The sequence below is a fragment of the Micromonospora sonneratiae genome (assembly GCF_042679305.1).
Taxonomy (GTDB): Bacteria; Actinomycetota; Actinomycetes; order Mycobacteriales; family Micromonosporaceae; genus Micromonospora_H; species Micromonospora_H sonneratiae.
The window spans coordinates 1-12,824 of sequence record NZ_JBHTMP010000041.1 but is presented as its reverse complement, the minus strand read 5'-3'; the positions used below and the strand labels follow the sequence as shown (position 1 = coordinate 12,824).

At 70.9% G+C, this 12,824-nt stretch carries 10 protein-coding genes and 1 tRNA gene; all 11 read left to right on the top strand.

The window, feature by feature from the left end; translation table 11 throughout:
- The first annotated feature begins 44 nt into the window (after positions 1-44).
- Complete coding sequence (locus ACFQ4H_RS23460; RefSeq protein ID WP_377574018.1) at positions 45-1,541, top strand: KR domain-containing protein; 1,497 nt, start codon at positions 45-47, stop codon at positions 1,539-1,541.
- 36 nt (positions 1,542-1,577) lie between these two features.
- Positions 1,578-2,447 carry an SRPBCC family protein gene (locus ACFQ4H_RS23455; protein ID WP_377574015.1) on the top strand — a complete coding sequence of 290 codons (870 nt, stop codon included), beginning with the start codon at positions 1,578-1,580 and terminating at the stop codon, positions 2,445-2,447.
- Positions 2,444-3,274 (top strand): helix-turn-helix transcriptional regulator, encoded by an 831-nt coding sequence (locus ACFQ4H_RS23450; RefSeq protein ID WP_377574012.1) that lies wholly within the window; start codon positions 2,444-2,446, stop codon positions 3,272-3,274. The genes ACFQ4H_RS23455 and ACFQ4H_RS23450 overlap by 4 nt, the downstream gene beginning before the upstream one ends.
- A complete protein-coding gene (locus ACFQ4H_RS23445) occupies positions 3,261-4,361 on the top strand; it encodes a class I SAM-dependent methyltransferase (RefSeq protein ID WP_377574009.1) in 1,101 nt (366 codons plus the stop codon). Before ACFQ4H_RS23450 ends, ACFQ4H_RS23445 begins: the two co-directional genes overlap by 14 nt.
- Positions 4,362-4,648: 287 nt before the next feature.
- Positions 4,649-4,721 (top strand) — tRNA-Cys (locus ACFQ4H_RS23440).
- A gap of 28 nt (positions 4,722-4,749) precedes the next feature.
- Positions 4,750-6,114 (top strand): SDR family NAD(P)-dependent oxidoreductase, encoded by a 1,365-nt coding sequence (locus tag ACFQ4H_RS23435; protein ID WP_377574007.1) that lies wholly within the window; start codon positions 4,750-4,752, stop codon positions 6,112-6,114.
- Positions 6,108-7,265: a leucine-rich repeat domain-containing protein gene (locus ACFQ4H_RS23430; protein WP_377574004.1), complete on the top strand. Its 1,158-nt coding sequence runs from the start codon at positions 6,108-6,110 to the stop codon at positions 7,263-7,265. The genes ACFQ4H_RS23435 and ACFQ4H_RS23430 overlap by 7 nt, the downstream gene beginning before the upstream one ends.
- Positions 7,262-8,950 carry an ankyrin repeat domain-containing protein gene (locus ACFQ4H_RS23425; RefSeq protein WP_377574001.1) on the top strand — a complete coding sequence of 563 codons (1,689 nt, stop codon included), beginning with the start codon at positions 7,262-7,264 and terminating at the stop codon, positions 8,948-8,950. The genes ACFQ4H_RS23430 and ACFQ4H_RS23425 overlap by 4 nt, the downstream gene beginning before the upstream one ends.
- A complete protein-coding gene (locus tag ACFQ4H_RS23420; RefSeq protein WP_377573999.1) occupies positions 8,935-10,134 on the top strand; it encodes an AAA family ATPase in 1,200 nt (399 codons plus the stop codon). Before ACFQ4H_RS23425 ends, ACFQ4H_RS23420 begins: the two co-directional genes overlap by 16 nt.
- On the top strand, positions 10,131-11,336 hold the full coding sequence (locus ACFQ4H_RS23415) for a vWA domain-containing protein (protein ID WP_377573996.1): 1,206 nt from the start codon (positions 10,131-10,133) through the stop codon (positions 11,334-11,336). Before ACFQ4H_RS23420 ends, ACFQ4H_RS23415 begins: the two co-directional genes overlap by 4 nt.
- 203 nt (positions 11,337-11,539) lie before the next feature.
- On the top strand, positions 11,540-12,824 hold a 1,285-nt coding region (locus ACFQ4H_RS23410; RefSeq protein ID WP_377573993.1), incomplete at its 3' end, for a M28 family peptidase.

The following is a 12,824-nucleotide window of genomic DNA, read 5'->3' as shown; positions in this document are numbered from 1 at the left end:
TAGTCGACTGTGATACACATTTCTCAAGTGAGAAGGCGGTATCCATGTCGCTCATCAGTTCTCGCCCGACGACCACCACGCTGCGTGCGCTCGCCCCGTACCGCCTGCCGGTCGAACTGCCCCGACACGCGGTCCGCTGGCACACGCAGGGACCTGCCGACCACCCGCTGATCCGCCACCTGCGGGCTGCCCCCTACCCGCGACAGGGGCCACGGGCAACCCTCGTCGCCCTCGGCGACACCTGGCGGCCCGAACTGGCCGGACTCATCGCCGGAGCGGTCGACACCGCCCGGCACGACGGCCGTCGGGTCACCCTGGTGCACACCGGAGCCGGCGGCGGCAGCCTGCTACGCGGGCTGGCCGCCGAGCATCAGGTGGAAGCCAGCTGCCTTCAACTACTCAGCACCGGTACGGCCGCACTCCGGTCGGCCACGACCCTGCTGGCGAGCCCGCCAACCACCGACGACCTGCTGATCGACGACACCGCGACGGTCGGTACGACGGGCTGGCGCCCGGTCCCCCTCCCCCCACCGGCGCGACTCCACCGGGACGACCTCGTCCTCGTCACCGGCGGACTCGGCGGGCTCGGACTCGCGGTAGCCGCCGGAATCGCCTCGGCCGGCGCGGTACCGGTGCTGGTCGATCGACGTGGCCCCGAAGACCTACCGCCACACCTCACCCGCCGGTTGGGCCTGCTCCGCCACGCCGCGCCGGACACCCGGATCATCGCCGTGGACCTCGGCTGTCCAGAACGGACGCGGCGGCTACTCGGCGGTCTGGCACCAAGTAGCGTGGTGCACTGCGCCGGGCAGGTCGCCGGTGGTACCGGCCGGACCCTGGACACGGACACCGTCACCCGGCTGGTCACGGCCAAGGTCGACACCCTCCACAACACCGTCGCCGCGATCGACCCGCGCCGGCTCACCGGCGTCATCGCGTTCGGGTCCGTCACCGCGTACGGTGCCCACCCGGGGCTGGGCGGGTACGCCCTGGCCAACGAACTGCTGCGCCGTGCCATGGCGCGGCTGGCCACGGCCGGGCCGGCGCGTCACTGGTGCACGGTGGAGTGGTCGCTGTGGTCGGGGGCGGGAATGGCCCGACAGGTGGCCCGGACCGCGGCTCGACGGTTGGGCATGGTCCCCGTACCGGTACGCCGGGGCGTGGCCGCGACCGTGGACCTGGTCGGCGCCCTCCGGTCCCCCGAGGCCACGTCGCTGCCGGGGGCACTGCTGGTCGCTGGCGTGCGGGCCGGCGCCCAGGGGAGCTGGGCTCGGCGCCCGGAGGGACTGCCCGGAATCGACGCCGAGCTCGTCGTACCCCCGGGGGCGGACCTCGACGCGGCGGTCACCGCCGTGTCCGAGGCGGCCGCACCCTGGCTGCGGTCGCCGCCCACCGGACGACCGGCCGGCAGGGTCGGACTCGGTTCGGAAGCCCTACTGGTACGCGCCAGCGTCCACGGCGACCGGGTCGAGTGCACGGTGGCACCGGCAGCCGACCCGACCGCGCCTCCCATCCGCCACTACCGCTTTTCCGCTCGTTAGGCAGACCACAGCCAGCAGGAGATGAGGTGACCCGACGTGTCAGACGACCATCGCCGGCTTCCCGACGGCCTGGTACGGGTAATGATCACATTACCGGCGAACCGATCCGCCGTGTGGCGGGCGATCACCGAGCCCTCGGCGGTCACAGCCTGGTTCGGCACGTTGACGGAACCGGTGACGCCCGGGGCCGCCGTACGGCTGGACTTCGACGACGGCGACTACTTCGACGTCGTCGGCGACAGCCTGATCCCCCTGCGCCGCCTCGCCTACCGGTGGCGCTTCCTCGGCGTCGGACCCGAGGCACGGATCACCTGGCAGCTGTCCAGCAGCATGGACGGCACCGTGATCGTGCTCGACGACCACGCCGAGGGCCGCCCGGCCAGCGAGGTGACCCAGCTCAAGGCCGGCTGGCTGGACTTCCTCGAACGGCTCGATCGCTACCTGACGACCGGCGAGCCCGCCCGGTACGGCTGGCGGTCGCTGATCGACGGCGGCGTGCAACTGCCGGCCAACCGGGAAGGATGGCGACCGCTACGGGGCCACACGGTCACCGACTGGATGCCGATCGCCACCGAGGGCACGGATCCCCGATGGTTCTTCGTCGTCGACGACGACGGACCACGGCGGTTCGCCATCCGGGACTGGGACCTGACGGTGGACCGTTCACTCAGCTTCGCGGTGGCCATCCCGCAGGCGCGCGCCACGACCCGCTGCGCAGTCACCACCACCCCCACCGACGACTCCGGCCGGCTGCTGCTCAACATCTCCCACGACGGCTGGACCGACCTCGGCCTGGCTGACCTGCGCGCCCGGGGGCTCCGGCACCGGTTCGCCGCCGCCTGGGCCGAGGCGCTACGGATGGCCGCCGCCCACGCCGACCGGCCGGTCAACCGGGGCAGTCGGTGAGTGTCCGAGCGGCCGCGCCGCTGAGCCCACCCGCGCAGCATCAACGTCAGGCGATCGAGCACGTGGTCCGCGCCATGCGCGACCGGCCGGGGGAAACCCGGAGCTTGGCCGACCTCGCCCGGCTGGCCTACCTGAGCCCGTTCCACTTCAGCCGGGTGTTCCGATCGGTGACCGGCGCGCCACCCGGGCGCTTCCTCTCCGCCACCCGGATGGCCACCGCCAAGCGGCTCCTCGTGGACAGCGACCTGAGCGTGACCGACATCTGCACCGGCATCGGCTACAGCAGTCTCGGCACCTTCACCACCCAGTTCGGCCAGCAGGTCGGCATCAGCCCACGCCTGCTGCGTCGGCTCAGCACGGCACACGGCCACCGGACACTGGCCGAGTTCCCCGAACCGGATCCGCCGCCGGACGCTCCGGTGCCGAGCGGATCGGTCTCGGGCATCGTACGGGCCCGGGACGGCGAGGACATGCTGGTGTTCGTCGGTCTGTTCCCCGGTCGCATCCCACTCGGTCAACCGGCCGCCTGCGCCAACCGGCTCGGTTCCGGGCCGTTCCGACTGGTCGGTGTCCCCAGGGGACGTTTCCAGCTGTTGGCCTACGCATATCCGAGGGGCGCCACGCTGCGCTCGGCGCTGCTCGGCGAGCCACGGACGTGTCTGCTCGTCGGCGCGGCCGACAGACCGGTGGTGGTGGGATCCGGACCGACTCCGGCAACGGTACGTCTGCACCTCTCCCCCGCCACCATGGTCGACCCACCGGTGGTCTCCGGCGTTCCCCTGCTCACCCTCACGCGAGTCACGGAGGTCAACCATGCACGGGCTTGAAAAGCCGCCGACCCGCCCGGACTTCCCGGCGACCCCCGACATGTCCGCGGTGATGGCCGCCAGCCAACTGGTCACCGGGCATCTGGCCGGCGCCATGTCCAGCCTCCTGGTCGTCGTCGGGCTACGCTGTGGAATCTTCGCGGCGCTCGCCGCATCGGGACCGACCAGCAGCACCGATCTGGCGCACCGCTGCGGCCTCGACGAACGGCACCTTCGGGAGTGGCTGGCGGCGATGACACAGGCCGGCTACCTGCGAACCGACCCCTCGGGCAGCCGATTCTCACTCGATCCGGCGCTGGCCGGGCTCCTGACCGACCAGCGGTCCCCGATGGACCTGACCCCGGGGTACCGGCTCTTCCACGCGATGGCCGGCATGGTCGAACCGGTGGCGGCGGCGCTACGTGGTACGGGTCGGGTGGCACCGGACGCCTATCCGGACGAGTTCTACGTCGCGATGGAGGCGATGAGCGCGGGTTGGCTGAACGGCCTGCTGGTGCAGGCGTGGCTTCCCGGCATCGACGGGCTGGTGGACCGGCTGAGCGCCGGCGGCCGGATGGCCGACATCGGTTGCGGCGGCGGGGTGGCGATGGTCGCGCTCGCCAGGGCGTTTCCGAAGTGCGAGATAGTCGGTTTCGACCGCCACGGCCCCAACGTACGGCGAGCGCGGGCGGCGGCGCGTTCGGCGGGCGTGGCCGGGCGGGTCCGGGTGGTCGAGGGTGACGCGGTACGGGAGCTGTCCGGGCCGTACGACCTGATCACCGCGTTCAGTGTGCTGCACGACGTCGCCGAGCCGGTCGCTCTGCTGCGCCGGGCGCGACAGGCGCTGGCCGACGATGGTGTCCTGCTGGTCCTGGAAAGTGCCGCAGATCCGGCACCGGGAGGTGGCGGCAACCCGTTCGCCACGATCCTGTACGCCACCAGCGTGCTGTACTGCCTGCCGACCTCCCGGAACGACGGCGGTGGTTCCGGCACCCTCGGTCTGCCCGGTGAACGACTGCGTCGGCTGGGCCTGGACGCCGGTTTCACCTCGGTGACGCCCCTACCGACGATGAACCCGTTCAACGAACTGCACTACCTGAGAGCCTGACCGGCCCACCCGCCCGGCGGTTCGGGCGCGTGGGCGAACCGCCGGACGGTTGGGAGCCGGTGCTCCTGTTCGTCATGTCTCGTCGGTCCCACCGGAACCTGTAGGACCGGACCGCCTCCGGGTCGGTCCGCGGCACACCGGGGTCCGGGTCACACAGGGGTCCGGGGCACCATCGTGGAACCGGGCAGGGGCCGGGTCACCATCGTCGAACCGGGCAGCTTCGACGGGCATCGACCAGTACCGTGATGGTCTTGTTGTCAGGGTGATCCGGTAGGCTCGCGCCCGGCGAGGCTGTAGCGCAGAGGTCGTCGCGCCTTGACTGCAATCTGGAGGACGTCGGTTCGAATCCGACCGGTCTCGCCGCCCGGTTTTCCCTGGGGAGGAAACGGTGCCGCCGATCGGCCCCGACGAGGTGGACACCTGTCTTCGCGTGCTGGCGGCAGCCGGTTCCGGGACCCTGGATCCCGAGACAGCCAGGCAGGTCGAACACGCGATGCGCGATGCGCATCGTCAGGTCAAGAAGCGCTCGAAGCGCCGTCGAGCCGTACTGGCCGCACAGCACGACCACGCACTGATCGAGATGTCGTCCCGGTACCGGGACGAGATCCCGTCGCTGACTCCCCCGGCCCCGCCACCCACCGACGTCGGACCGGGCCAGCAGCCGATGCTGCACCGACCCCGCCGTTGCTACGTGTGCAAGGAGGTCTACCGCGCGCTGGACGCGGACTATCACCTGATGTGCCCGGACTGCGCCCGGGAGAACGCCACCCGGCGGGTCGCCCGGTGCGACCTGCGAGGCAGGCGGGCACTGATCACCGGTGGCCGGGTGAAGATCGGTTTCCACACCGCGTTGAAGCTGCTGCGCGACGGGGCCGACGTGCTCGTCACCACCCGGTTTCCACACGATGCAGCGCGCCGCTACGCCGAGGTGCCCGATTTCGACGACTGGTCCGACCGGCTGCACCTGCACGGGGTCGACTTCCTCGACCTCGGTGCGGTGCTCGACCTGGTCTCGACGACCCGGCAACGCTGGGACAGCCTGGACATTCTGATCAACAATGCGGCGCAGACGCTGTACCGACCGCCGGAATATCACCGCACCGTTCGCGAGGCTGAACGGGAGCCGCTGACCGGCCGGGCCGCCCGCCTCGCTCTGACCGCCGTCGTGACCCCACCCACCAGCCCGGCTCCGGCGAACCTGCCGGCAGCGCTGGCGGCGCTGTTCCCGGCCGGGCAGGTCGACGAGACCGGGCAACCGCTCGACCTGCGCCCGGTCAACAGTTGGACGCTACGCGACAGCGAGGTCAGTCCGCAGGAATGGCTCCAGGTCCAGGTGATCAACTCCTTCGTGCCGTTCCTGCTCACCTCGCGGCTACGCCCGCTGCTCGAGGCATCGGCGTACCCGGACCGACACGTGGTGCAGGTGTCGGCGATGGAGGGCAGCTACTCACGGGTCAACAAGACCGCACGCCATCCACACACCAACATGGCCAAGGCGGCGCTGAACATGTTCACCCGTACCGTCGCCGAGGACTACCTGCGCTCGGGCATCTACATGAACAGCGTCGACACCGGCTGGGTCACCGACGAGCGCCCGCATCCACAGAAGACGGCCCAGCGGGAGGCCGGGTTCCGCCCACCGCTGGACGTGGTCGACGGCGCGGCCCGGGTCTACGACCCGATCGTGCGCGGCGTCTCCGGCCAGCCGGTGCACGGCCAGTTCCTCAAGGACTACCGGAGTGTGCAGTGGTAGACGGTTCCGATGCGATCCCGACCCCCGTACGATGCCCTGCCATCAGCCATCCCGAGACCGGCCTGGCGGACCCTTCGGACTTCGTACCGTTACTGACCCGGCTCGGCGACCCGGCCGGCGTCGAGCAGGCCGAGGAGTTTCCGCGCGGCACGCTGCAACCGGACGGCCGGCTCGACCTGTGCAAGCAGGGCGTCGGTCCGGTGATGTCCTCCCGTCTGGTCCACGCCGCCGCCCGGTCCGGGCACACCAGACACCTTCTGTTGGGCACCAACGGCCTCGGTGACGAGGGCCTCCAGGCGGTCGCCGCCGCTCTCCCGCCAGACCACCGGATCGAGACCCTCTACCTGGGTTGCAACCGGATCAACGCTGCGGGGATCGATCCGCTGGCCGAGCGGCTGGCCGAGGACCAGGTGATCCGCGCCCTGTGGCTCAAGCGCAATCCGATCGGTGACGAGGGCGTGCTGCGGCTGTGTTCCGCCCTGGCCCGCAACCGTACGCTGCGTACGCTGGATCTGGTCAACGTCGGGGTGACCGTACGGGGCCTGACCCGGCTGGCCGACACGCTCGCCCAGCGCGACGTCCCACTGGAACGGCTCTTCCTCGGCGGCAACGGCCTGGGGCCGGAGGCCGTACCGGCCCTCGGCGCGCTGGTCCGCGAGGCCGGCATCCACGAGCTGTACCTGGCCGCCAACCACCTGGGCGACAGCGGTGCCGCCGCGCTGGCCGAGGAGGCGACCGGGCTGCCGATGACCCTGGGACTGGGTGGCAACGGCATCACCCCAGCCGGGGTCAGGATGCTGGCCGCTCGGCTGACCGGCTGGCAGTCGCTCGACCTCGCCCGGCCGCCGTCGGCGCGGGCACTGGGCGCGCACGGCAACGTGGTGGGTGACGAGGGTGCGGCGGCCCTGGCCGGGGCGCTGCACGGCAGCAAGCTGCGCCGGCTCGACCTCCGGCGTACCGAGATCACCGGCCGGGGCGCGAAACTCCTGCTCCAGGTCCTGGACGGGCATCCGACCCTGGAGTACCTGGGGCTGAGCGGTGGAGTTCCCCGACGGATGCGCCGGCAGGCGACGGCGACCCTGCAGCCTGCCGACCGACCGCTCACCCCGCCCCATCCCGACCTCCGAGCCATCGCGAGCGTGTACCGATGAGCAGCCCAGAAGACCTCACCGAACTGCGGACCTGGCAACGGATCCGCCGGTACGCGGTGCCGGACTGGATGATCGAGGAGTGCGCGCAGCGGGCAGGCGACGACTGGCGTGGCCGGTGCGCGGCCGGCCGGATCGATGTCGGGTTCGACCTCGGGGAGGTGGCCGACCGGTTCGGGTCCGACACCGCCGAACGGATCGAGTTGGACCTGTCGCGGCTGGCCCCGGACCTGCTGCGCTGGCACCTGCCCCGGGCGCTGGACGGCCGGTCCAGCCTGGTCACCGACGAGCACTGGATCCTCTCCTGTGTCGACGACCCGGTCGAGAAGCCGCTGCCGAAGGACACCCCGCTCCTTGCCGTACGGTTGCCCAGCACCGTGGACGGCTCCCAGCGGCTCCGACTGGAGTTGCTCACCCCGGCGGACATCAACCGCTACAGCGTGTTCGACCTGCCGCCATACCTGTGGAGCACCGAGCACGTCAGGATGCTGCGCTTCGCCTACGGCGGTTCCGCCGAGCGGTTGCCGGGGTTCCAACCGGATGGCACCCCGATACCCGTGGCGGGGTTCGCCGACGACTTCGACCCGACCGACCCGGCCAGCCGAGCCGAAGCGGCGCTGCGGCAGCTCAGCGACGGTGAGTTCCGCGCAGCCTGGCGGACGGCCGGCATCGACCTCGACCTCACGCCACCGGAGAGCACGTACGTCAACCGGGAAGGACTGGCACCGCTGCTCCGGTTCCCCTTCAACCTGACCCAACTGGTGCCGGAGGCCAACCGCCTGGCCACCCGATACGGCAGGTCGGTAACGGTGATCCGGCTGGGCTTCCACCTGGCGGTCGAGTTGACGATGGCCGATCCGGCCCGACCCCGGGCCAGGTTGACCGGTTGGACCACCGACGAGCTCAAGATCGGCTCAATGGTGTCCCGTCGACCGCCTGACCTGGACCTGCTCTGGCAGGGTCTGATCACCCCCGGGGAACTGCACCCGCTGGTCCGTCAGGCGCTGTTCCCGGGTCGGCCGGAGCCAGCGGCACCGGGTCCGACCCGGCTGGACGAACGTCCGATCCGAGTGCGCTGCCGGGGCGACTGGCACACGGTGGTGCACCGCGACGGAAAGCTCGACACCCCCTCGCACACCGTCGAGGAGGCACAACGTGAGCAGGCCATCCGTAGCCTCGGCGGACAGGTGACCGGCTGTTTCGCCGTACAGCAGGCCTGGACCGGGGGCCGGCAGCGGCTGCCCCGCCGACTCCGACAGGAGCGGCAGGAGATCCTGCAGAAGGTGCTGCACGGCGGGTCCCGCACGTTGCTGGAGTTGCTGGACGCCGGTCTGGATCCACACATGCGCGACGGTCGGGGCCGGTGTCTCCTGCACCATCTGCGGGCGATGGACCACACGGAGGTGCTGCCCCGACTGCTGGCGGCCGGACTCCGCATCGATTCCCGGGACGTCCACGGACGTACCCCGCTACACGTCGCGGTCGGCGATGTCGGCAGTGTGGAACTCGTCCGGGCGCTGCTCGAAGCCGGTGCCGACCCGAACGTCGAGGACGACACCGGGACCAGCGCACTGGAGATCGCCTATTACAAGAGCGGTGCCGAGTACGCCGACGACGAGGACCTGGAACAGGAGCGGAGCGCCATCGCCCGCATCCACGACCTGCTCAACGAATGGGTCGAGCGGTGACGCTGGCCAGCCACCGACTTCTCGCCGCCGACGAGCTGATCGCCGCGACCCGTGTCCAGCGCACCGAGGCGGTCGACGATCCGCAGGTCGAAGCACTCGCCCTGGCCGTGTCCGCCAACCTTCCGGTGCTGCTGTGGGGCGAGCCCGGCATCGGCAAGTCCGCGACGCTGCACCAACTGGCGGACGGTCTCGGCACCCCGATGGAGACCGTCATCGCCAGTGTGCACGAGCCGTCGGACTTCGCCGGGCTGCCCATCGTGGGCGACGATCCGGCCGTGGACGGGGTGCCGATGGCCCCGCCGGACTGGGCGGTACGGGTCACCCGCCAGGGCGAGGGTCTGGTCTTCTTCGACGAACTCTCCTCCGCGCCACCGGCCGTGCAGGCCGCCCTGCTGCGGGTCGTGCTGGAACGCCGGGTGGGCAGCCTGCAGCTACCGGACCGGGTCCGGATCGTGGCCGCCGCGAACCCACCGACCAGCGCCGCCGACGGATGGCACCTGAGTCCACCGCTGGCCAACCGGTTCGTCCACCTCAGCTGGGTCCACGATCCCCGGGTCGTCGCCCGGGGGCTGGCCGGCACCTGGCCGGCCGTCGAGGTGCCGACCGTGGACCCGCGTCGGTTAGCCGGTGCGGTAGCCCGGGCGCGTGGCACCGTCGCGGGTTTCCTCACCGCCCGACCGGGCCTGGCGCACCACCTGCCCACCGACGCCGAGTCCCGGGGCAGCGCCTGGCCGTCCCCCCGCACCTGGGAGATGGTGCTGCGGCTGTTGGCCTTCCACCACGCCGCAGGCACCGGGACGGATGCGTTCCGGGCCACCGTGGTCGGCGCGGTCGGCGACGGGGCCGGGCTGGAGTTCCTGAGCTATCTGGACGAGTTGGACCTGCCCGACCCGGAACGGGTACTGGCCGATCCCGGGGCGTTCGCCCTGCCGGCCCGGGGCGACCGGCAGCTGGCCTTCCTCACCGCCATGGTCTCGGCCGTGCAGTCCCGTACGACCCGGCAGCGGTGGGAGGCCGGCTGGGTCGTACTGGCCAAGGCGGTCGATGCCGGAGTGCCGGACGTCGCCGCCCGGGCGGCGATGGACCTGGCCGCCATGCGACAGGTCGACTGGCCGGTGCCGGACGCGGTCGACGCCTTCATCGAGGTGCTGCGGCTGTCCGGACGGATGCCCGGGCCGGCATGAGCATCCCGGCGGGCCCGGTTCCGGTTGCTGCCCTGGACCGGGCGAAACTGTTGGCTGCCCGGTTCCGGGCGGCCAACGACCGGCCATATCTCGCCACGGCCCTGTTCAGCCTGACCGTCGTCGCCAGTGACGAGGTACCGACGATGGCGGTGGACCGGCACTGGCGCTGCTACGTATCCTCCGACTTCGTGGCCCGTCTTCCGGTCGAACAGCTGGCCGCAGTCTGGATCCACGAGGTGGCGCACCTGCTACGGGACCATCACGGCCGGGCCGATCTGCTCACCGCCACCGACCGACACGACCACCATCGGGTGAACCTGGCACAGGACTGTGAGATCAACGACGACCTGCTGGCCGATCGGCTACCGCTGCCGGCCGGCCGGGTCGACCCGGTGGCGACGGGTCTCCCGCCGGGCCTGCTCTTCGAGCAGTACCTGCCGCTGCTGCCGCCGACCGGGCACACCTGGAACTGTGGTTCCGGCGCACATGGTCAGGGCCAACCGTGGGACCTCGGCGGCACGGCCGGGACAGCGGCGGTACGGCCGGTGGAGGCCAACGCGATCCGCCGGCAGACGGCCCAGGCGATCCGTACCCATGCCCGTGGTCGAGGCTCGGTCCCCGGCGGCTGGCAGCGGTGGGCGTCGCAGGTGCTGGAGCCCACTGTCGACTGGCGTCAGGTCCTGACCGGGCTGGTACGCGAGGCAGCCGCCTGGGCCAGTGGCGCGGTGGACTACTCGTACCGTCGGCCTTCCCGCCGCAGCTCGGCTCTGCGGCGGGTGGTGCTGCCGAGCCTTCGTCAGCCGCTACCCCGCGTCGCGATCGTGGTCGACACGTCGGGCTCGATGAGCGACGAGGCGTTGGCTACCGCGCTGGGCGAGATCACCGGGGTGCTGCGGGCGGTCGGCATCCGGGGCAACCGGGTGACCGTACTGGCCTGCGATGCCGCTGTGCAGGTCACACGACGGGTCTCGTCGGTCCATGACGTCGTGTTGACCGGTGGTGGTGGAACCGACATGCGTGTCGGTATCAACGCGGCGCTACGGGCAGCCGAGCCGCCCAGCTTCGTGATCGTGCTGACCGACGGGCAGACGCCGTGGCCACGGACACCACTGCACGACACCCGGCTGATCGCCGGTCTGATCGGGGTGGACACCCCTGAACCGCCGGCCTGGATCGCGACGGTTCGCATCCCCGCCACCTGACGGATCTCCGGAGGACGATCGGTCGAGGGCGGTCCCACGGAGAAGGTCCGCACAGCAGACGGGTCGGCCCCGCAAATACTGGCAACGGCAAACCCGAGACATCGATGGCCATCTTCTAATACTGTCTGCCGGACATCCGGTGGTCGAACCGCGGTCACCCCGTGGATGGGCCGCCGAACCTTCCTACCCGCGAAAGGCAGACCATGAACAGACGCTTGATCGCGTCGGTCGCAGCGCTGGCCCTGAGCATCCCCACCACCCTGGTAACCGGCACCGCGTACGCCACGCCGAGTTCCGGGGTCCGGTCGACCAGCGTCGCCCCGGTCACGCAACTGGCCGCCCCACCGACCATCCCGGTCGAGAACGTGATGGCACATCTCAACCAGTTGCAGACGATCGCCAACAACAACGGCGGTAACCGCGCTCACGGCCGCCCCGGCTACCGCGCCTCCGCGGACTACGTACAGGCGCAACTGAACAGTGCGGGCTTCCAGACGACGCTCCAGCCGTTCACGTACAACGGAGCCACCGGGTGGAACGTCATCGCCGAGTGGCCGTACGGTGACGCCAACAACGTGATCTTCGCTGGCGCCCACCTGGACGGTGTCACGAGTGGCCCCGGCATCAACGACAACGGTTCCGGCAGTTCCGCGGTGCTGGAGGTCGCCCTGGCCGTGTCCCGCGCCGGCCTACGTCCCGAGAAGCGGCTCCGGTTCGGCTGGTGGGGTGCCGAGGAACTCGGCCTGATCGGCTCCAACTACTACACGACGAACCTGAGCCAGACCGAACGACAGAAGATCAAGACGTACCTCAACTTCGACATGGTCGGCGCGAAGGACATCACGACCTGGGGCGTGTACAGCCACACCGCCTCGGTCAGTTCGATCTTCAAGAGCTACTTCGCCAGTCGGAACATCGGCACCTACGACGTCCGGTGGGACGGCAGTTCCGACCACTCGTCGTTCACGAGGTACGGCATTCCGGTCGGCGGCATCGGCTCCGACGACGACCCGTGCTACCACTCCCGCTGCGACGACATCAACAACGTCGGATCGCGGGTGATGGAGGTCAGCACCAACGCCATCGCCCACACGGTCTGGAATCTCGCTGGCACCAGCACGCCGGCCGACGACTTCGCCATGACCGTCAGTCCGACCAGCGGCACCGTCGAACCCGGCGGCAGTGTCACGAGCACCGTCAACACCGCCACGCTCAGCGGTTCACCACAGACCGTCAACCTGTCCGCCTCCGGCCTGCCCGCCGGAGCCACCGCCACCTTCGCGCCCGCGTCGGTGACCAGTGGCGGCACCTCCACCCTGACCATCGGCACCAGCGCCAGCACCCCCGCCGGCCACTACCAGGTCACCATCGTCGGTACCGGCACGGCGGCGACCCGCACCTCCACCTACACCCTGACCGTCAACGGACCCGGCGGCGGCTGCCCCGCCCCCGGCCAGAAGCTCGGCAACCCCGGCTTCGAAACCGGCA

Bases quoted from the DNA above. Each gene is read 5' to 3' on its own strand.
- ACFQ4H_RS23460 (WP_377574018.1), top strand. From the start codon at position 45: ATGTCGCTCATCAGTTCTCGCCCGACGACCACCACGCTGCGTGCGCTC.
- ACFQ4H_RS23445 (WP_377574009.1), top strand. From the start codon at position 3,261: ATGCACGGGCTTGAAAAGCCGCCGACCCGCCCGGACTTCCCGGCGACC.
- ACFQ4H_RS23425 (WP_377574001.1), top strand. From the start codon at position 7,262: ATGAGCAGCCCAGAAGACCTCACCGAACTGCGGACCTGGCAACGGATC.
- ACFQ4H_RS23420 (WP_377573999.1), top strand. From the start codon at position 8,935: ATGGGTCGAGCGGTGACGCTGGCCAGCCACCGACTTCTCGCCGCCGAC.
- ACFQ4H_RS23415 (WP_377573996.1), top strand. From the start codon at position 10,131: ATGAGCATCCCGGCGGGCCCGGTTCCGGTTGCTGCCCTGGACCGGGCG.